Raw genomic sequence first — 17178 nt, 5'->3', positions numbered from 1 at the left:
ACGAAAGGAAACCGAGATGTCGTTCTCGTCCCCGGCGTCACTGCTGGAGGTGGAGCTGCGACCGGACCGGCCGCCGGTCCTGCACGTCGAACCCCCGGTCGACGCGGCCGGCTGGGCGGCCGAGTACCGTCCGGCGCTGCGCGCGCAGGTCACCGAGCACGGCGCGGTGCTGGTGCGCGGCCTGGGGCTGCGGGAGCCGGAGCAGGTCCGGGCGGTCTTCGCCGGGCTGGGCGGTGAGCTCATGGCCGAGCGGGAGGTGTTCGCTCCCCGGACGTCGTACGGCGCGGGGCTGTACTCCTCCACGGCCTGGCCGGACAACCAGCCGATGTGCATGCACCACGAGCTGAGTTACGCGCTGCGGGTGCCGGGCCTGATGCTGTTCGCGTGTCTCACCGCGCCCACGGGGGGCGGGGCGACGGCGGTGGCCGACGGCGAGGAGGTCCTGCGGGCGCTCCCCGCCGAGCTGACCGAGCGGTTCGAACGCGAGGGCTGGCTGCTCACCCGCAGCTACAACGACGAGATCGGGGCGTCCCTGGCCGAGTCGTTCGGCTCGGAGGACCGGGAGACCGTGGAGAACTACTGCCGCGCCCACGCCATCGACTTCGCCTGGCAGCCGGACGGGTCGCTGCGCACCCGGCAGCGCCGTGCCGCCGTCCTGCGGCATCCGGTCACCGGCCGCCGCTGCTGGTTCAACCAGATCGCCTTCCTCAACCAGTGGACGCTGGCGCCGGAGGTGCGCGAGTACCTGGTGGACGAGTACGGCGAGGACGGGCTGCCCTTCAACACCCGCTACGGGGACGGCACGCCGATCGGGGAGGACGTGGTGCAACTGCTCAACGCCACCTACGAGGAGCACACCCGGCGCGAGCCCTGGCAGCCCGGCGACCTGCTGCTGGTCGACAACATCCGCACCGCGCACAGCAGGGAGCCCTTCACCGGCGAACGCGAGGTGCTGGTCGCCATGGCCGAGCCCCGGCTGCTCGCCGAGGGCCGCCCGACCCCGGAGGGAACCCGGCGATGACCCCTGTGACCCCCGTGACTCCTGTGACGTCCCCCACCGGGACAGCAGCCGCCGGCCCGGCCCCCGTGCCGTCGTTCGCGGTGATCTCCGGCGCGCAGGTGCAGCAGGCGCTGCACGGCCGCGAGCGGGAGATCGTGAACCTGGTCGAGGCCACCTACCGGCTGCACGGCGCCGGGCGGACGGTGAACCCGCCGTCGTACTTCCTGCGCTTCCCCGACCGGCCCACGTCCCGGATCATCGCGCTGCCGGCCTCCGTCGGCGCCCCGGTGGCCGTGGACGGCCTGAAGTGGATCTCCAGTTTCCCGGAGAACGTCGCGGCCGGAGTGCCGCGGGCCTCGGCGGTGCTGATCCTCAACGACCCGGCCACCGGCTACCCGTTCGCCTGTCTGGAGAGCTCCATCATCAGCGCCACCCGGACGGCGGCCTCCGCCGCCCTGGCCGCGGACCGGCTCAGCCGCAACCGGACCCGGCCCACCCGGGTCGGCTTCTTCGGCACCGGGCTGATCGCCCGCTACATCCACACCTTCCTCACCGGCACCGGCTGGAGCTTCGACGCCGTCGGCGTGTACGACGTGTCCGCCGACAGCGCCGCCGGATTCTGCGGCTACCTGAAGCAGGCCGGCGCCGAAGGGCCCGGTTCCTGCGGTGCGGTCACCGTCCACGACAGCCCCGAGGAGCTGATCCGCTCCAGCGACCTGGTGGTCTTCGCCACCGTCGCGGGCGAACCGCACGTCACCGAGCCGTCCTGGTTCGCGCACCACCCGGTGGTCCTGCACGTGTCGCTGCGCGACCTCGACCCGCGGATCCTGCTCGACTCGGCCAACTTCGTCGACGACGTCGAGCACTGCCTGAAGGCCGACACCTCCCCGCACCTGACCGAACAGCTCACCGGGGGGCGGGACTTCCTGGACGGCACCCTCGACGACGTCCTGACCGGCCGGGTGGAGCCGCCGGCCGACCGCACGGTGATCTTCTCCCCCTTCGGCCTCGGCGTCCTCGATCTCGCCGTCGGCAAGTTCGTCCACGACGAGGTGGCCCGCTCCGGGCGGCTCCGCGTCGTCGACGACTTCTTCCACGAGCTGTGCCGGTACGGGTGATCGACCTCTCGGCTGATCGTCCCTCTCCTCGGCCCAGGCATCAGGAGGCCAGCGTGCCCGTCATCACCGCCCCCCACGCCTTCAACGAAGGCCAGCTCTTCGTCGACCTCCAGCCGATCTTCGGGCGCTCGCTCTACCTGAAGTGCGAGGGCTTCAACTTCGCCGGCTCGATCAAGCTGAAGGCCGCGATCGAGATGGTGGAGTCGGCGGAGCAGGAGGGACTGCTGTCCGAGGACTCGGTCCTGATCGAGTCCTCCTCCGGCAACCTCGGTGTCGCGCTCAGCATGATCGCCGCCAGCAAGGGCTACCGGTTCCTGTGCGTGACGGACTCCCGCTGCAACCTGTCGACCAGGCTGCTGATGGAGGCGCTGGGCAGCGAGGTCCAGGTCATCTCCGACCTGGACGCCAACGGCGGGTTCCTGGGCGCCCGCATCGACTACGTCCGCTCGCTGTGCGCCTCCGACGAGCGGTACGTGTGGCTGAGCCAGTACACCAACCCGGGCAACTGGCAGGCGCACCACCGCCGTACGGCGCCGGAGATCGCCCGCCAGTTCCCGCAGCTGGACGTGCTGTTCGTGGGGGCGGGGACCACGGGGACGCTGATGGGGTGCGCCCGCTACTTCCGCGAGTGGCACCGGCCGGTGCGGATCGTGGCGGTGGACACCGTCGGCTCGGTCGCCTTCGGCGGCGAGCCGGGCCGACGGATGATCCCCGGCCTCGGCATGAGCATGCGTCCGCCGCTGCTGGACGAGTCCTACGTCGACGAGGTCATCCGGGTGGAGGAGGCGGACACCATCCGCGCCTGCCACCGGCTGGCCCGCCGCGGGTTCCTGTTCGGCGGCTCCACCGGGACGGTGGTCAGCGGTGCGATGGACTGGCTGGCCCGCAACGAGACCCCTGGCCTCACCGCGGTGGCCATCTCCCCGGACCTCGGCGAGCGCTACCTGGACACGATCTACCAGCGGACCTGGCTGGAGGACCTGTACGGCGACCAGGTCCTCGGCGACGACCGGGATCCCGCCTCCGAGGAGGTGACCGCGGGCTCCCCCGGCGCCGAGCCGGTGTCCCGGACGTGCGACAACCGCCGCGAGGTGTAGGGGACGTCCGAAGGGTCCCGTTCCCGTGCGCGCCGGTGCACGGCGTCTTCTCAGGACCGGGCCGGTGGCGTCCAGTCGGCGTGGCGGAGGATGGTCCGGAGGGTCACGCCGGAGGGGGTGAGCCGCAGGGCGGTGTTGCGGGCGGCGACGGCCAGGGGATTGCTCAACCGCTGGCCCATGCGCCCGGCTTGACGGGCCGCGCGGGCGACGGACTGGCTCCGTGGGCGGCGCTGTGCGTCGTAGCGGGCCAGGGCCGACTCGACCGTCGGTGCGGTGGCGAGCGCGGCGGCCAGGGTGGCCGCGTCCTCCAGGGCCTGGCAGGCGCCCTGACCGAGGTGGGGTGTCATGGCGTGCGCGGCGTCGCCGAGGAGGACGACCCGGCCCGCGGTGTAGGCGGGCAGCGGAGTCGTCAGTTCGTGGATGTCGTGGTGCAGGACGTCCTCGGGCCGGGTGGCGTCCAGCAGGGCGGGGATCGGCGCGTGCCAGCCGGCGAACCGGCGGCGCACCGCGGCGAGGGGGTCGGCGTGGCGCAGGCCGGGCGGCGCGTTGAGCACGGCGTGCCACTCGGCCCGGCCGTCCCGGAAGGCGATGTGGCCGAACTCCGCGCCCGGGCCCCAGGTGAGTTCGAAGTCGGTGCGCAGCGCGACGGGGTGCTCGGTGATGGCGCGCAGGACCGTCGAGCCGCTGTAGGCGGGGCCGGGGTGGTGCGGGAACAACTGGGCGCGCAGCCTGCTGTTCACGCCGTCGGCGGCCACGACCAGGTGGGCGTCCAGGGTGTGCGTGGGGTCCGGTGTGTTCGGGGTGTTCGAGAGGTCCGATATGTCCGAGGTGACCGGGGTGGTCCCGGCGACGGTCACGCGCAGGCGGCCGGGGCCGTCCTGCTCCACGGACGCCGCCTCCGTCCCGATGCGCAGGCACTCGGGCGGCAGCGCGGCGCGCAGCACGCGGTGCAGCTCGGCGCGGGGAATGCCGACGATCGGGGTCCCCAGCGCCTGTTCGAGCGCGGCTCCGTCCATCCTGGCCAGCCATCCGCCGTCCGGAGTGCGGGTGCCCCCGGTGTACTGGGGCCGGGCGGCCGCGCGTACGGCGTCGCCGACGCCGAGGGCGTCCAGGGCGCGCATGCCGTTGGCGTGCAGCGAGATGCCCGCGCCCACGTCCGCGAGTTCCCGGGCGCGTTCGAGCACCGTCACCTCCCAGCCGGCCTGCCGCAGACCGATGGCCGCGGCCAGCCCACCGATGCCCCCGCCGACAACCACCGCGCCGTCACCCATGTCCGTCCTCCCCATGCCCGATGCGCAACCCGCGACTCCGGATCTTCTACAGGTGTAGAAGCGCCATGCCGCAGACTAATCCCGCCTCTCTACAGGTGTAGAAACGGGGGTGTAGAAATGGGGGGTGCCCAGGGACCGACGCGCCGTTCTCGCCGACGCCGCCATCGACGTGCTCGCCCGCAGCGGGATGCGCGGGCTGACCCATCGCGCGGTGGACCGGGAGGCCGAGGTGCCTCCGGGTACGACCTCCGCCTACTTCCGCACGCGTCAGGCCCTGCTCACCGCCCTGGTGCGGCGCCTGGTCGAGCGCGACCAGGCGGAGCTGGAGGAGACCGGAAGGAGGACGCCGGTGCCGCGCGACGCCGAGGAACTCGTGGCCGGGATCACCGCCCTCATGGAGCGGCGGCTCACGGGGGACGGACGCCGGCGCTCCCTGGCGCGTTACGCCTGCGCCATCGAGAGCGTGCACCATCCCGAACTGCGGGAGATCCTCACGCCGCGCGAGAACGCGGGGCGTGACGTGGTGCGCGCCTTCCTGGCCGCGCAGGGCGTCGGCGACGCCGAGGACCGTACGGTCACCCTGCTGACCTGCGTGGACGGCCTCGTCTTCGATCGCCTGGTGAACGGCGGAGGCGTCTCGCCCGGGGACGTCCGCGGCCTGGTGGCCGCAGCGCTCCGCTGATGCGGACCGCTGCGAGATGCCGCACATGACACACCCCGGACTGGACGACATACCGACTAGTCAGGATGATGGTCGGGACCTGATGTTGTCGTCTCGTTCCCAGGAGCGTTCGATGAGCCCTGACCACCCGCCCGGACTCGACCTCGACCGGCTGCGCGGGCTGCTCGACCGTGAGCGGCCCGGCCTGGTGGGCGGCCCCCTGACCGGCCGGCTGATCGAGGGCGGACGGTCGAACCTGACGTACGCGCTCTCGGACGGCGTCTCGAAGTGGGTCGTGCGGCGGCCTCCGCTCGGCCATGTGCTGGCCACCGCGCACGACATGAGGCGTGAGCACCGGGTGATCAGCGCCCTGCACCCCACGAACGTGCCGGTGCCCCGCCCGGTGCTGCTGTGCGAGGACGAGGACGTGCTGGGGGCACCGTTCTACGTCATGGAGTTCGTCGAGGGCACCCCCTACCGCACGGCCGACCAGCTCGCCCCGCTGGGCGAGGAGCGCACCCGGAACGCGGTGCTGTCCCTCGTCGACACCCTGGTGGAGCTGCACGCGGTGGACCCCGACGGCGTGGGCCTCGGCGACTTCGGCCGGCCCGAGGGGTTCCTGGACCGGCAGCTGCGGCGCTGGGGCAAGCAGCTGGACGCCTCCCGCAACCGCGACCTGCCGGGCATCGACGAACTGCACGCCGCTCTCGGCCGCCGACTGCCGGTCTCCCCCGCGCCCACCGTGGTGCACGGCGACTACCGTCTCGACAACGTACTGATCGGGACCGTGGACGGCGCCGACAGGATCAAGGCGATCCTCGACTGGGAGATGTCCACGCTCGGCGACCCGCTCACCGACCTGGGCCTGCTGGTGATGTACTCCACCCCGCTGGGCATGCCCGACTCGCCCGTGTCCACCACCGCCCAGGCCCCCGGGCACCCCTCGCCCGCCGAGCTGATCGAACGGTACGCCGCGCGGTCGGGGCGCGACGTCGGCGCCGTCGACTGGTACACCGCGTTCGCCTGGTTCAAGCTCGCGGTGATCCTGGAGGGCATCCACTACCGGTACACGCTCGGCCAGACGGTCGGCCGCGGCTTCGACCGCATCGGCGACCTCGTTCCCGTCTTCATCCGGCACGGCCTCACCACCTTGCACGAGGGCCTTCAGGAGGGCTGACCATCATGGACTTCGCGTTCGACGCGCGCACCGAGGAGCTGCGCGCAAGGCTGCTGGCCTTCATGGACGAGTACGTGTACCCCGCCGAGCAGGTCGCGCACGAGCAGCGCGCGCGGCTCGCCTCGCCGTGGGAGAACCCGCCGGTGGTGGAGGAGCTGAAGGCGGAGGCGCGCCGCCAGGGCCTGTGGAACCTGTTCCTGCCGGACGCCGAGTACGGCGCCGGCCTGACCAACCTCCAGTACGCGCCGCTCGCCGAGATCACCGGCCGTTCCCCGCAGCTGGCGCCCACCGCCACCAACTGCGCGGCCCCGGACACCGGCAACATGGAGGTGCTGGCCCAGTTCGGCGACGAGCGGCAGAAGAAGCAGTGGCTGCAGCCGCTGCTGGCGGGCGAGATCCGCTCGGCCTTCGCGATGACCGAGCCGGAGGTGGCCTCCTCGGACGCCACCAACATCACCACGCACATCGAGCGAGCCTCCGACGGCACGGACGAGTACGTCATCACCGGTCGCAAGTGGTACATCTCCGGCGCCATGCACCCGGACTGCCAGATCTTCATCGTGATGGGCAAGACCGACCCGGACGGGCCGGACATCCGCCGCCAGCAGTCGATGGTACTGGTGCCGCGCGACACGCCCGGTGTCACCGTGGAGCGGGCCATGCAGGTCTTCGGGTACGAGGACCACTACCACGGCGGCCACGCCGAGGTGGTCTTCGACCACGCGCGCGTACCGGTGTCGAACCTGATCGGCGAGGAGGGCGGCGGCTTCGCCATCGCCCAGGCCCGCCTCGGCCCGGGCCGCATCCACCACTGCATGCGGCTGATCGGCATGGCCGAACGGGCGATCGAGCTGATGTGCCGGCGCGCGGTGTCCCGTACGGCGTTCGGCAAGGCGCTGGCGCAGCAGGGCGTCGTCCAGAACTGGATCGCGGACGCCCGGGTCCAGGTCGAGCAGCTGCGGCTGCTGGTCCTGAAGACGGCCTGGCTGATGGACACCGTGGGCAACAAGGGCGCCCACACCGAGATCCAGGCCATCAAGATCGCCACGCCTCGCACGGTGGTCGGCATCCTGGACCGGGCGATCCAGTTGCACGGCGCGGGCGGCGTCAGCCAGGACTTCCCGCTGGCCGAGCTGTACGCGGGCGCGCGCACCCTGATGCTGGCCGACGGCCCGGACGAGGTCCACCAGCGGTCGCTGGCGCGCCGCGAACTGAAGAAGTACCTGTGAGTTCCCGGCGGTGAGGGGCCCGCCCCGGCCCCTCACCGCCGCGACCGCGGCGATGCGCCGCGCCCGGTGGCGTCCTCCGGTAGGGACGGCCGCCGAGGGGTACCCCGGCAGGCATGGCTGGCATCGAACTCTCTAGCAGCGCTTTCAACGATCACGCCTTCATCGCGCGCCGGTACGCGTTCGAGGCGGAGAGCGTCTCCCCACCGCTGAGGTGGAGCGGCGCGCCGGACGACGCGGCCGAACTCGTGCTGCTGTGCGAGGATCCCGACGCGCCCTCGGGCACCTTCGTGCACTGGGCCGTGGTCGGCATCGATCCCCACAGCGATGGTGTCGCCACCGGCGAGTGCCCGCCCGGCGGCACCGAACTGGTCAACGGCTACGGCGAACGGGGCTGGGGCGGACCGCATCCCCCGCCGGGCGACGATCCGCACCGCTACTTCTTCCGCCTGTACGCGCTCAAGGAGCCCTGCGTCCTCCCCGACGCGCCCAGCGCCACCGAGGTGCACGAGGAGGTCGAGAAGCGGCAACTCGCCAGCGGCACCCTCGTCGGGCTCTACCAGCGGTGACGTCTCCCCGGCCGATCCCCTGCCGGATTCCCGGGCCGGCGATCCCCTGCCGGAATCCCGTGCCGAACCAGGGCAATCCGGTGCGTCCTGGGCGGGTACCCGGGCCCGGAGTGGATGTGTTCGCCCACGAAGCCAAGTGGCCGGGGAGTGATGACCCATGATGTCCGAGACGGTGTCGGTGCCCGCCGATCGCGTCAACCTGGACGGCGACCTGTCCGTTCCGGCGGCGGCCGAAGCGATCGCGGTGCTCCCGCACGGCGTCGACAGTTCCCGGCAGAACGATCACAGCCGGTCGATCGCCGCCCGCCTGCACGCGGCCGGGATCGCGACCCTGCTGGTGGACCTGCTCAGCAAGAGGGAGGAGGAGCACAGGGCCACGGGGAGCGGTGAGCACCTCTTCGACGTGGCACTGCTGTCCCGCCGCCTGGTGGCCACGGTCGACTGGGTCAAGATCCAACCCGACACGCGGGCCCTGCCGGTCATCCTGTTCGGGGTCGGCACCCAGGCGAGTTCGGTGCTCGAAGCGGCGGCCGACCTGCCGGACCAGGTACTGACCGTGGTGCTGTGGGGCGGCCTGCCCGACCCGGGGACCGACACGATCAAGCGGGTCCGCGTACCGGTGCTGTTCGTGGCCGGCGGGCAGGAGCCGGGAGTGCTGAGGCTGACCGAGAGGGCGGCACACCGGCTGCACGTGCCCCACGCCGTGCGCGTGGTGCCCGGTGCCACCCACCTGTTCCAGGAACCTGACGCGCTCGACCAGCTCGTCGACATCGCCAGGGAGTGGTGCGCGGAGCGCCAGCGGTACGCGGAGACGACCCGCCCGTGAGACGACGGGACGACCCGCCCGTGACCGTGACCGGCGCGGGCGGGTGACGATCAGGTCCCGCGCTCGCGCCGCATCCGGCGCACCACCACCGCCAGATCGACCGCTGCCAGCACGGCGAGCGCCGCGCACACGGCGGCGATGACGACAAGGGCGCCGCGGCCCGGGCTGTCGCCGGGGATCCAGTCGGCCGCCCAGAGCGCGAAGAACGCCGCCGCCGCGCAGAACAGCGGCACGAAGACGGCGGACAGAAGCAGGCGCAGCCCCAGCGGGCTCTGCGCGGTGGCCGGCTCGGTGCCGGTCCGTGGGTAGCGGCGGCCGATCATGCCGGAGCGCGCCCGCGGCACCGGTTCCCGGGTCCGGTGGGCGTCGTCGTCCCGTGCCGCCCATCGAGGGGTCCGGTCGCCTTCGGTCCGCCGCCGGGAGTTGTCGTCGGTCATGGCATGTCCTCCAGGCGCTCGCACCTGCTGCCACCTGACGCGCGCCCGGGTACCCGGCCGGATCACGGCCAACCGCGGTACGGCGCGCGGGGACGGGTACGCGGGATACGTCCGGGGAATCCGGCGCGCGCGCCTCACCGAGGTGAGCGTGGACCCACACCGGGAAGGGGCTGACCTGATGGTCACCGAGCGGCGTTCGGGCGGGACGGTGGCGCACCGGCTCATCGAGGAGCACCTGGTCGAGGGCAGCATGGCCGCCGGGGAGGAGATCGGCCTGCGGATCGACCAGACCCTCACCCAGGACGCCACCGGGACGCTGGTGATGCAGGAGCTGGAGGCGCTCGGCCCGGAGCGGGTGCGCACGGAACTGAGCGTGCAGTACGTCGACCACAACCTGCTCCAGGCCGACGAGCGCAACGCGGAGGACCACGCCTTCCTGCGCTCGGCCGCCCGGCACTACGGCATCTGGTACTCCAAGCCCGGCAACGGCGTCTCGCACCCGACCCATATGCAGCGCTTCGGCGTCCCCGGCAAGAGCCTGGCCGGCTCCGACTCCCACACCTGTGCCGCGGGCTCGCTGGGCATGCTGGCCATCGGAGTCGGCGGCCTGGAGGTGGCGCTGGCCATGGCCGGACAGCCGCTGTACGTGCGCATGCCGCAGATCTGGGGCGTACGGCTCACCGGCACCCTGCCCGAGTGGGCCAGCGCCAAGGACGTGATCCTGGAGATGCTGCGCCGGCACGGGGTGAAAGGCGCCGTGGGCCGCGTCCTGGAGTACCACGGCCCGGGGCTGGCCCACTTGACCGCGATGGACCGGCACGTGATCGCCAACATGGGCGCCGAACTGGGCGCCACCACATCGGTGTTCCCCGCCGACGACGCCGTGCGCGCCTTTCTGCGCACCGAGGGCCGCGAGCACGACTTCCACGAGATCGCCGCCGAACCAGGCGCCCGCTACGACCTGGAGGAGGACCTCGACCTGTCCGGTCTTCAGCCGCTGATCGCCCGGCCCACCTCGCCCGGCAACGTGGTCGCCGTGCGCGAGGTGGCGGGCGAACCGATCGGGCAGGCCGTGATCGGCTCCTCCGCCAACCCGGGGCTGCGCGACTTCGCCATGGCGGCCGCCATGGTGCGCGGCCGGCAGACCTCTCCGGCGGTGAGCTTCGACGTCAACCCGACCTCGCGGGAGATCCTCCAGGACCTCACCCGCGCGGGCGCCACCTTCGACCTGCTGGCGGCCGGCGCGCGGCTGCACCAGGCGGGCTGCCTGGGCTGCATCGGCATGGGCCAGGCCCCAGCCGTCGGCCGGAACTCGCTGCGCACCTTTCCCCGCAACTTCCCCGGCCGCTCGGGCACCGAGGATGACGCGGTCTGGCTCTGCTCCCCGGAGACGGCGACGGCCTCCGCGCTGACCGGCGCCATCACCGACCCCCGTGACTGGGCGGCCGAACACCACGTGCCGTACCCGCAGTTGAAGCTGCCCGAGAAGGCCACGGTGAACGCCGCCATGCTCGAGTCACCGCCGCCGCCCCACGAAGCCGCCCACATCTCGCTGGAACGCGGCCCCAACATCTCCGCCCTGCCCGAGCTGGATCCGCTGCCCGACACCATCGACGTCCCTGTCCTGCTGACGGCAGGCGACGACGTCTCGACGGACGAGATCTCACCCGCCGGGGCCAGGGCGCTCCCCTACCGCTCCAACATCCCCAAGCTCTCCGAGTTCACCCTCACCCGGCTCGACGCCGACTATCCGCGGCGCGCGGCCGAACTGCGGGAGAACGGCGGCCATGTGATCGTCGCGGGCGAGAACTGGGGGCAGGGCTCCTCCCGCGAACACGCCGCGATCACCCTGCGGTTCCTGGGGCTGCGTGCGGTGATCGCGAAGTCCTACGCCCGGATCCACTGGCAGAACCTGGCCAACTTCGGTGTCGTGCCCCTGGAGTTCGACGACCCCGCCGACCAGGCGCGCATCCAGCCCGGCGACCGGTTGCGCCTCGACGGACTCCACGAGGCGCTGGCGCCACAGGGCCCCTCGACGCTCACCGCCCACAACACCACCCGCGACGAGCACTACCGCCTCCGCCACCGGCTCTCCGACCGGCAGCGCCGGGCCGTCCTCGCCGGGGGTGTGATCCCCGCGCTCGCCCGCTCCGCGTGAAGGAACGACACCGATGACCGACGAACACCATGGCAGGGTCCTCGTGGGAGTCGACGACTCACCGCACTCCCGGCTCGCCCTCGACTGGGCGGCCGCCGAAGCCGAGTCGAGCGGCAGGGCGTTGCGGCTCGTGCACTCCGTCGGCCCCGGCCCAGAGGTCGGCTACGACGAGACCGGGGCGGGCCTCACCGAGGAGGTCTTCGAGGCGGCCACCGGCCTGCTGGACGACTGCCGGGCGCTGGTCGCCTCCGGGCATCCCCGGCTGCCGGTGGACACCGCCCTCGTCCACGGCGACCCGGCGGAGGCCGTCCTCGACGCGGCCGAGGACGCGGACGCCGACATGATCGTGCTCGGCACCCGCGGGCGGGGCGGCTTCGCCGAACTGCTGCTCGGCTCGGTGAGCCTCAAAGCGGCCGCGCACGCCGACCGCCCGGTGGTCGTGACCCATGGCGCCCCGGACCCCGCGAAGGGCGGCGACATCGTGGCCGGGATACGCGACGACCGGGACGAGCCGGCCGTACGGTTCGCCCTCACCGAGGCGGACCGCCGCCGGGCCACCGTCCGCCTGGTCCATGCCTGGACGCCGCTGCACCATGCCGGCCTCATGGTGCCGCAGGTGGACGACATGGACCAGGAGCAGCGCGACCACGCCGAACTGCTGAGCCGGGCCGCCCGTCCCGGCAAGGAGTTCCCCGGGGTGAACGTGGTCACCGAGCTGGCCGCGGGCGCGCCCGCCTCCGCGCTGGTGGATGCCTCGAAGGAGGCCGGTCTCCTGGTGCTTCCGCGTCACCCGGCCGAGGGCCGGCTGGGGCTGCCGCTGGGCTCGGTGACGCACGCGGTACTGCACCATGCGAGCTGCCCCGTCGCCATCGTTCCCGTGCGCTAGGGGGTGTCTCGCCGATCATGCCGGGCTCGCGGCGCCTGGCACCGCTCCCGGATCCGGCATGATCGGCGAGACACCCCCTAGTCCCTTTCCGGTCTTCCGGTCGCGGTGGTCCCGGTCCGGTTCAGCCGGCCACGGCCTCCCGCCGGGCGACGACGCGCTCGATGTCCTCGCGTTCCAGAAGGCCGAGGAGGTGTCCCTCCGGATCGGTGACCGGCACGACCGCCGTGCCCGAGCGCGCCATGCGCTCCAGCAGCGGGACGAGTGGCTGGTCGGCACGGACCGTCGTCGGGCCGGGCTGCAGGACGTCGTCCACGACTCCGCCGGTGAGGGCGGCGGCGTCCTCGTGCCGGAGAAGGCCGATGACCACCTGCTCGGCGTCGGTCACCACGCACACCCGCCGCCCGGTCTCGTCCAGCCTGGCCAGGGCCTCGTCGATCGACTGGTCGACCGTGCAGACGGGCACGTCGCGGTCGGCCACGTCCCCGGACAGCGGTATGGACGCCAGCTCTCCCTCCCTCGGCAGGCCCGCCGCGAGCCAGTCCGCCTTGCCGGGCACGTAGTCGTACACCTGCCGGAAGCCGAGCTGTTCGAGCCGGGCCGCCGCCCGTGGGCTCAGGTCGCACAACTCGTCGGCGCAGTAGACGATCACGGGCCGGGCGATGTCCAGCCGCTCCCGGGCCTGCCGGTCCAGTTCGCGCAGCCCGATCCGCAGCGCCCCCGGGAGATGGACCAGCTCGTACCGCTCCTGGGGCAGCACCTCGACCAGCTGGGCCATCTCCTGCTCGACGAGACGGAACACTTCCTGCCGGTCCATCAGTCGCGTCGGCATCGTTCCGCTCCCTCCGGACGTCCTCGTACTCCTCCGGGGCCGGTGCCGGCCGGGTACCCGAGCCCGTACGGCCCACACGGCGGGAGCCGTTTCCCGGGCCGGCCGGCGGGCACCCGGAGCCCGGGCGTGCGGATCGACGGCGGACGGCAGGAGGGCGCCGTGCAACTGGAGGAGTTCCTGGACGAGGTCCGCGACCGCGGAGAGTACAGCAGCCGGGACGAGGCCGAACACGTCAGCACGGCCGTCCTGTGGGTGCTCGCCACCCGGATCACCCCCGAAGAGGCCGACGACCTGGCGGGTCGGCTGCCCGCGCCCCTGGACGAGGCACTGCACCTGGAGCGGGGCCGCCCGGAGTCCTTCGACCTCGAGGAGTTCCTCTGGCGCGTGGCCGAGCAGACCGGCGCCCGGCCGCGGACCGCGCAGTGGGACGCGTGCGCCGTCCTGTCCACCGTCGCCGACGCCGTCCCCGGCGGGCGGGTCGACGATCTGCTGTCCCGGCTGCCGACGCGGTACGCGGAGCTGTTCGGCAGGACCGGCCCGCCGGCAGGGAGCCCGCAGGCAGGGACCCCGCAGGCGGCGAGAAGTGAGCAGACCTGACCCGCGGGCGCCCCGGCCCGCGCGCGCGTGCCAGAAGGACGACCGTGCCTTTCCGTGACCGCACCGACGCCGGCCGGCAACTGGCCCTCCGACTCGTGGAATGGGCGGACTCCGGCGATCTCGTCAACCGGCTGGTCCTCGACCTGCCCCGCGGGCGGGGTGCCCGTCGCGGCCGAGATCTCGCGCGCGCTGCACGCGCCGCTGGACGTCCTCGTGGCCCGGAAGATCGGCGCTCCCGGCCGTCCGGAGACGGCCGTCGGCGCCCTCGTCGACGACGAGCCCGCGGTGTTCGACCGCCGCAGCCTGGACGCCCTGGAGCTGACCGCGGACGCGTTCGACTCAGAGGTGGCCCGGGAGCGCGACGAACTGCACCGCAGGGAGCACGTGTACCGCGGCGACCGCCCCGTGCCGGACGCCCGCGGCCGGGCCGTGGTCCTGGTCGACGACGGTCTCGCCACCGGCCTGACCGCCACCGCCGCCCTGCGCCATCTGCGCCGTCAGGACCCCGGACGGCTCGTCCTGGCCGTGCCCGTGTGCAGCCCTCACGCGGCAGGCGAGCTGCGCGCCGAGGCCGACGACCTGGTCTGTCTGGAGCAGCCGGGGTCCTTCCGCGCGGTCGGCGAGTGGTACGAGGACTTCGGCCGGCTCACGGACACCGAGGTGGTCGACACCCTCCGCACCTTCCATGCCACGGCCTGAGACCCCGCCGTACCGGCTCGGCGGTCAGGTGCGCAGCCACACCGCCGTGTCCGGCGGCAGCAGGCCGTCGGCACCGAGCGGTCCGCTGGCCAGCAGCAGCGTGCGGTGCGGTGGGAGTCCGGCGGGGCGGCCGGAGAGGTTGACCACGCAGACCAGGCCGTGGGTCCGGGCGAAGGCAAGGACACCGTTGTCGGCCGGCAGCCAGGTCATGGGGCCGTCGCCGAAGCCGGCGACGGCCCGGCGCATCCGCAGGGCCTCCTGGTACAGCCTGAGCATCGACTCCGGCTCGGCGCTCTGCCTGTCCACGGCGTACCCGGCCCAGTCCGCGGGCTGGGGCAGCCAGGGCTCGGCCCCCGCCCCGAAGCCGCACCAGGGCGCGTCCTGGTTCCAGGGCAACGGGATGCGGCAGCCGTCGCGTCCGGGATCGACGCCCCCGGAGCGGAAGTGCATGGGGTCCTGGATGCGGTCCAGCGGCACCTCGGCCTCGGGCAGCCCGAGCTCCTCGCCCTGGTACAGGTAGACCGAGCCCGGCAGGGCGAGGGTGAGCAGGGCGGCGGCGCGCGCACGCCGGGTGCCCAGCCGCAGGTCGGTGGGGGTGCCGAAGGCCTTCGTGGCGAAGTCGAAGGAGGTGTCGGCGCGGCCGTAGCGGGTCACGGTCCGGGTGACGTCGTGGTTGCACAGCACCCAGGTTGCCGGGGCCCCCACGGGTGCGTGCTCGGCGAGGGTGTCGTCGATGGCCCGGCGCAGCCGGTCCGGCTCCCAGGGGCAGGTGAGGAAGTTGAAGTTGAAGGCGGTGTGGAGTTCGTCGGGGCGGAGGTACCGTGCGAAGCGCTCGGCGTCCGGGAGCCAGACCTCGCCGACGAACACGGCGCCGTACTCGTCGGCGATGGCCCGCCAGGAGCGGTAGATGTCGTGCAGTTCGTCCTGGTCGATGTACGGGTGCGGGTCCACCCCCTCCTCGAAGTCGGCGAGAGCGGGGTCCTTGACGAGCAGCGCGGCGGAGTCGATGCGTACGCCCGCCACTCCGCGCTGGAACCAGAAGCGCAGGATCTCCTCGTGCTCCTGGCGGACGGCCGGGTGGGCCCAGTTGAGGTCGGGCTGCTCGGGGGTGAACAGGTGCAGGTACCACTCGCCGTCGGGCACCCGGGTCCAGGTCGGGCCGGAGAACTGCGACGGCCAGTCGTTGGGCGGCAGCTCCCCGTTCTCGCCGCGGCCGGGACGGAAGTGGAACAGCTCCCGCTCCGGGCTGCCGGGTCCGGCCTCCAGCGCGGCGCGGAACCACGGGTGCCGGTCGGAGACGTGGTTGGGGACGATGTCGACGATGATCCGGATGCCGAGTTCCGCGGCCTCCTCGATGAGCTTCTCGGCCTCGGCGAGGGTGCCGAAGGCGGGGTCGATGGTGCGGTAGTCGGAGACGTCGTAGCCGCCGTCCACCATCGGGGAGGCGTACCAGGGGGTGAACCAGACGGCGTCGACGCCGAGTTCCGCGAGGTAGGGCAGTCTCGCCCGGACTCCCGCGAGGTCCCCGGTGCCGTCGCCGTCGCCGTCGGCGAAGCTGCGCGGATACACCTGGTAGATGACGGCGTCGCGCCACCAGTCGTCGGTGCGGGGCGAGTGAGGGACTGCCACGTGAGGTCCTTTCGGGCAGGGCGGATCTTCGCCGCCGGTCCGGAGCTGCGGGGCGTCGGACGGGCCGGCGGCGAAGGCTTGTGAGGGGGAAGGCGGGGGCAGCGGGCGGTTGCCCGCTCAGCCCTTGAGGCCGCCGGCGGTGAGGCCGCTCATGATGTTCCGCTGGAACACCAGGAACACGATCAGCGTCGGCAGCGAGGCGATCGTCAGTGCGGCGATGAGGACGTTGACGGGGACGCCGTTGGAGAGCGAGTAGATGCCCACGTTGAGGGTCTGCTTCGACGGATCGGGCAGGGTGAGCATCGGCCAGAGGAAGTCCTTCCAGACGCCGACGACCGCGAAGATCGACACCACGCCGATGATCGGCCGGGAGATGGGCAGCACGATCGACCACAGGATGCGCATCGGGGAGGCGCCGTCCATCGACGCGGCGTCCAGGAGCTCCTTCGGGACGGAGTCGAAGAACCGCTTCAGCAGGAAGATGTTGAAGGCGTTGGTGACGGACGGCAGCCAGATCGCCCAGGGCGTGTTCAGCAGGTTGCGGTGCACGATCGGCACGTCCAGGACGGTCAGGTACTGGGGGACGACCAGGACGGTGGCCGGGATCATCAGCGTGGCCAGCATCATGCCGAGGATCGCCTTGCCGAGCACCGGACGCAGCTTGGACAGCGAGTACGCGGCGGCGACGTCCAGGACGAGCTGGAAGGCCAGCGCGCCGAACGCGTAGAAGAGCGTGTTGAACAGCAGGGTGGACAGGCCCATGACGTCCCAGGCGCGGCTGTAGTTGCCCGGGGTGAAGGACTTCGGCACCAGGGTGGGCGGCGTCTGGACCACTTCCTGTGCGTCCTTCACACCGCTGGAGGCCATCCAGTACAGCGGTCCGAGGAACACCAGGGTGAAGGCGACGACGACCACCGCGAAGACGGTCCAGTACAGGGCCTTGCCCCGGGGGCGGGCGAGTTGGGCCGGTGAGATGAGTGTGCGTGTGGACATGCGGG

17 protein-coding genes are annotated in these 17178 nt (G+C 72.6%); 12 read left to right on the top strand and 5 right to left on the bottom strand.

What is annotated here, in order from left to right; genetic code table 11:
- The first annotated feature begins 16 nt into the window (after nucleotides 1-16).
- From IE318_RS03400 to sbnA, 3 genes are read left to right on the top strand one after another with little or no spacing between them, the layout of a single operon-like run.
- Entirely contained in the window at nucleotides 17-1021 is a 1005-nt protein-coding gene (locus IE318_RS03400) for a TauD/TfdA family dioxygenase (RefSeq protein ID WP_030165881.1), read from the top strand.
- Nucleotides 1018-2118, top strand: coding sequence for a 2,3-diaminopropionate biosynthesis protein SbnB (gene sbnB, locus IE318_RS03395; RefSeq protein ID WP_189896113.1), 1101 nt, complete (start codon nucleotides 1018-1020; stop codon nucleotides 2116-2118). Before IE318_RS03400 ends, sbnB begins: the two co-directional genes overlap by 4 nt.
- 53 nt (nucleotides 2119-2171) lie before the next feature.
- Nucleotides 2172-3215: a 2,3-diaminopropionate biosynthesis protein SbnA gene (sbnA, locus tag IE318_RS03390; RefSeq protein WP_030165877.1), complete on the top strand. Its 1044-nt coding sequence runs from the start codon at nucleotides 2172-2174 to the stop codon at nucleotides 3213-3215.
- Nucleotides 3216-3265: 50 nt separating this feature from the next.
- Here sbnA and IE318_RS03385 read toward each other — a convergent pair whose 3' ends face one another.
- Complete coding sequence (locus tag IE318_RS03385; RefSeq protein WP_189896110.1) at nucleotides 3266-4486, bottom strand: FAD-dependent monooxygenase; 1221 nt, start codon at nucleotides 4484-4486, stop codon at nucleotides 3266-3268.
- Nucleotides 4487-4610: 124 nt separating this feature from the next.
- On the opposite strand from IE318_RS03385, the gene IE318_RS03380 reads away from it, so the two are divergent.
- From IE318_RS03380 to IE318_RS03360, 5 genes are all read left to right on the top strand, one after another.
- Nucleotides 4611-5168 carry a TetR/AcrR family transcriptional regulator gene (locus IE318_RS03380; RefSeq protein ID WP_189896108.1) on the top strand — a complete coding sequence of 186 codons (558 nt, stop codon included), beginning with the start codon at nucleotides 4611-4613 and terminating at the stop codon, nucleotides 5166-5168.
- Nucleotides 5169-5280: 112 nt separating this feature from the next.
- Nucleotides 5281-6324 (top strand): phosphotransferase family protein, encoded by a 1044-nt coding sequence (locus IE318_RS03375; protein WP_030165869.1) that lies wholly within the window; start codon nucleotides 5281-5283, stop codon nucleotides 6322-6324.
- A 5-nt stretch (nucleotides 6325-6329) separates the two neighbouring features.
- Nucleotides 6330-7553 (top strand): acyl-CoA dehydrogenase family protein, encoded by a 1224-nt coding sequence (locus IE318_RS03370; RefSeq protein WP_189896106.1) that lies wholly within the window; start codon nucleotides 6330-6332, stop codon nucleotides 7551-7553.
- A gap of 113 nt (nucleotides 7554-7666) precedes the next feature.
- Nucleotides 7667-8119: a YbhB/YbcL family Raf kinase inhibitor-like protein gene (locus tag IE318_RS03365; RefSeq protein ID WP_189896104.1), complete on the top strand. Its 453-nt coding sequence runs from the start codon at nucleotides 7667-7669 to the stop codon at nucleotides 8117-8119.
- 157 nt (nucleotides 8120-8276) lie between these two features.
- A complete protein-coding gene (locus tag IE318_RS03360) occupies nucleotides 8277-8945 on the top strand; it encodes a dienelactone hydrolase family protein (RefSeq protein ID WP_189896102.1) in 669 nt (222 codons plus the stop codon).
- Nucleotides 8946-8995: 50 nt separating this feature from the next.
- Here the strand turns inward: IE318_RS03360 and IE318_RS03355 are convergent, their stop codons facing one another.
- The gene (locus IE318_RS03355; protein ID WP_189896439.1) at nucleotides 8996-9268 is read right to left on the bottom strand and encodes a DUF6343 family protein; all 273 of its coding nucleotides are present in this window, start codon (nucleotides 9266-9268) and stop codon (nucleotides 8996-8998) included.
- A gap of 292 nt (nucleotides 9269-9560) precedes the next feature.
- Here IE318_RS03355 and IE318_RS03350 point away from each other — a divergent pair, with 292 nt between their 5' ends.
- Nucleotides 9561-11540 carry an aconitate hydratase gene (locus IE318_RS03350; protein ID WP_189896100.1) on the top strand — a complete coding sequence of 660 codons (1980 nt, stop codon included), beginning with the start codon at nucleotides 9561-9563 and terminating at the stop codon, nucleotides 11538-11540.
- A 13-nt stretch (nucleotides 11541-11553) separates the two neighbouring features.
- Nucleotides 11554-12426, top strand: coding sequence for a universal stress protein (locus IE318_RS03345; RefSeq protein ID WP_189896098.1), 873 nt, complete (start codon nucleotides 11554-11556; stop codon nucleotides 12424-12426).
- A 121-nt stretch (nucleotides 12427-12547) separates the two neighbouring features.
- On the opposite strand, the gene IE318_RS03340 is transcribed toward IE318_RS03345, so the two are convergent.
- Entirely contained in the window at nucleotides 12548-13255 is a 708-nt protein-coding gene (locus IE318_RS03340) for a CBS domain-containing protein (protein ID WP_189896096.1), read from the bottom strand.
- Between the two features lie 159 nt (nucleotides 13256-13414).
- Between IE318_RS03340 and IE318_RS03335 the strand changes: the two genes are divergently transcribed.
- Nucleotides 13415-13852 (top strand): DUF2267 domain-containing protein, encoded by a 438-nt coding sequence (locus IE318_RS03335; RefSeq protein WP_189896436.1) that lies wholly within the window; start codon nucleotides 13415-13417, stop codon nucleotides 13850-13852.
- Nucleotides 13853-13906: 54 nt separating this feature from the next.
- Nucleotides 13907-14551, top strand: a complete 645-nt coding sequence (locus tag IE318_RS03330; protein WP_308438551.1) for a phosphoribosyltransferase — start codon at nucleotides 13907-13909, stop codon at nucleotides 14549-14551.
- 24 nt (nucleotides 14552-14575) lie between these two features.
- Here the strand turns inward: IE318_RS03330 and IE318_RS03325 are convergent, their stop codons facing one another.
- Nucleotides 14576-16180 (bottom strand): glycoside hydrolase family 13 protein, encoded by a 1605-nt coding sequence (locus IE318_RS03325; RefSeq protein WP_189896091.1) that lies wholly within the window; start codon nucleotides 16178-16180, stop codon nucleotides 14576-14578.
- A gap of 117 nt (nucleotides 16181-16297) precedes the next feature.
- A complete protein-coding gene (locus tag IE318_RS03320; RefSeq protein WP_189896089.1) occupies nucleotides 16298-17173 on the bottom strand; it encodes a carbohydrate ABC transporter permease in 876 nt (291 codons plus the stop codon).
- Nucleotides 17174-17178 lie beyond the last annotated feature (5 nt).

The organism is Streptomyces spiralis (genome assembly GCF_014654675.1).
GTDB lineage: Bacteria > Actinomycetota > Actinomycetes > Streptomycetales > Streptomycetaceae > Streptomyces > Streptomyces spiralis.
Note: the sequence above shows the minus strand (reverse complement) of the source record. Positions and strands in the feature narration are given on the sequence as shown.

Coding starts and splice junctions, on each gene's coding strand:
- IE318_RS03400 (WP_030165881.1), top strand. CDS start 17: ATGTCGTTCTCGTCCCCGGCGTCACTGCTGGAGGTGGAGCTGCGACCG.
- sbnB (WP_189896113.1), top strand. CDS start 1,018: ATGACCCCTGTGACCCCCGTGACTCCTGTGACGTCCCCCACCGGGACA.
- IE318_RS03385 (WP_189896110.1), bottom strand. CDS start 4,486: ATGGGTGACGGCGCGGTGGTTGTCGGCGGGGGCATCGGTGGGCTGGCC.
- IE318_RS03375 (WP_030165869.1), top strand. CDS start 5,281: ATGAGCCCTGACCACCCGCCCGGACTCGACCTCGACCGGCTGCGCGGG.
- IE318_RS03370 (WP_189896106.1), top strand. CDS start 6,330: ATGGACTTCGCGTTCGACGCGCGCACCGAGGAGCTGCGCGCAAGGCTG.
- IE318_RS03365 (WP_189896104.1), top strand. CDS start 7,667: ATGGCTGGCATCGAACTCTCTAGCAGCGCTTTCAACGATCACGCCTTC.
- IE318_RS03360 (WP_189896102.1), top strand. CDS start 8,277: ATGATGTCCGAGACGGTGTCGGTGCCCGCCGATCGCGTCAACCTGGAC.
- IE318_RS03355 (WP_189896439.1), bottom strand. CDS start 9,268: ATGATCGGCCGCCGCTACCCACGGACCGGCACCGAGCCGGCCACCGCG.
- IE318_RS03350 (WP_189896100.1), top strand. CDS start 9,561: ATGGTCACCGAGCGGCGTTCGGGCGGGACGGTGGCGCACCGGCTCATC.
- IE318_RS03345 (WP_189896098.1), top strand. CDS start 11,554: ATGACCGACGAACACCATGGCAGGGTCCTCGTGGGAGTCGACGACTCA.
- IE318_RS03340 (WP_189896096.1), bottom strand. CDS start 13,255: ATGCCGACGCGACTGATGGACCGGCAGGAAGTGTTCCGTCTCGTCGAG.
- IE318_RS03320 (WP_189896089.1), bottom strand. CDS start 17,173: ATGTCCACACGCACACTCATCTCACCGGCCCAACTCGCCCGCCCCCGG.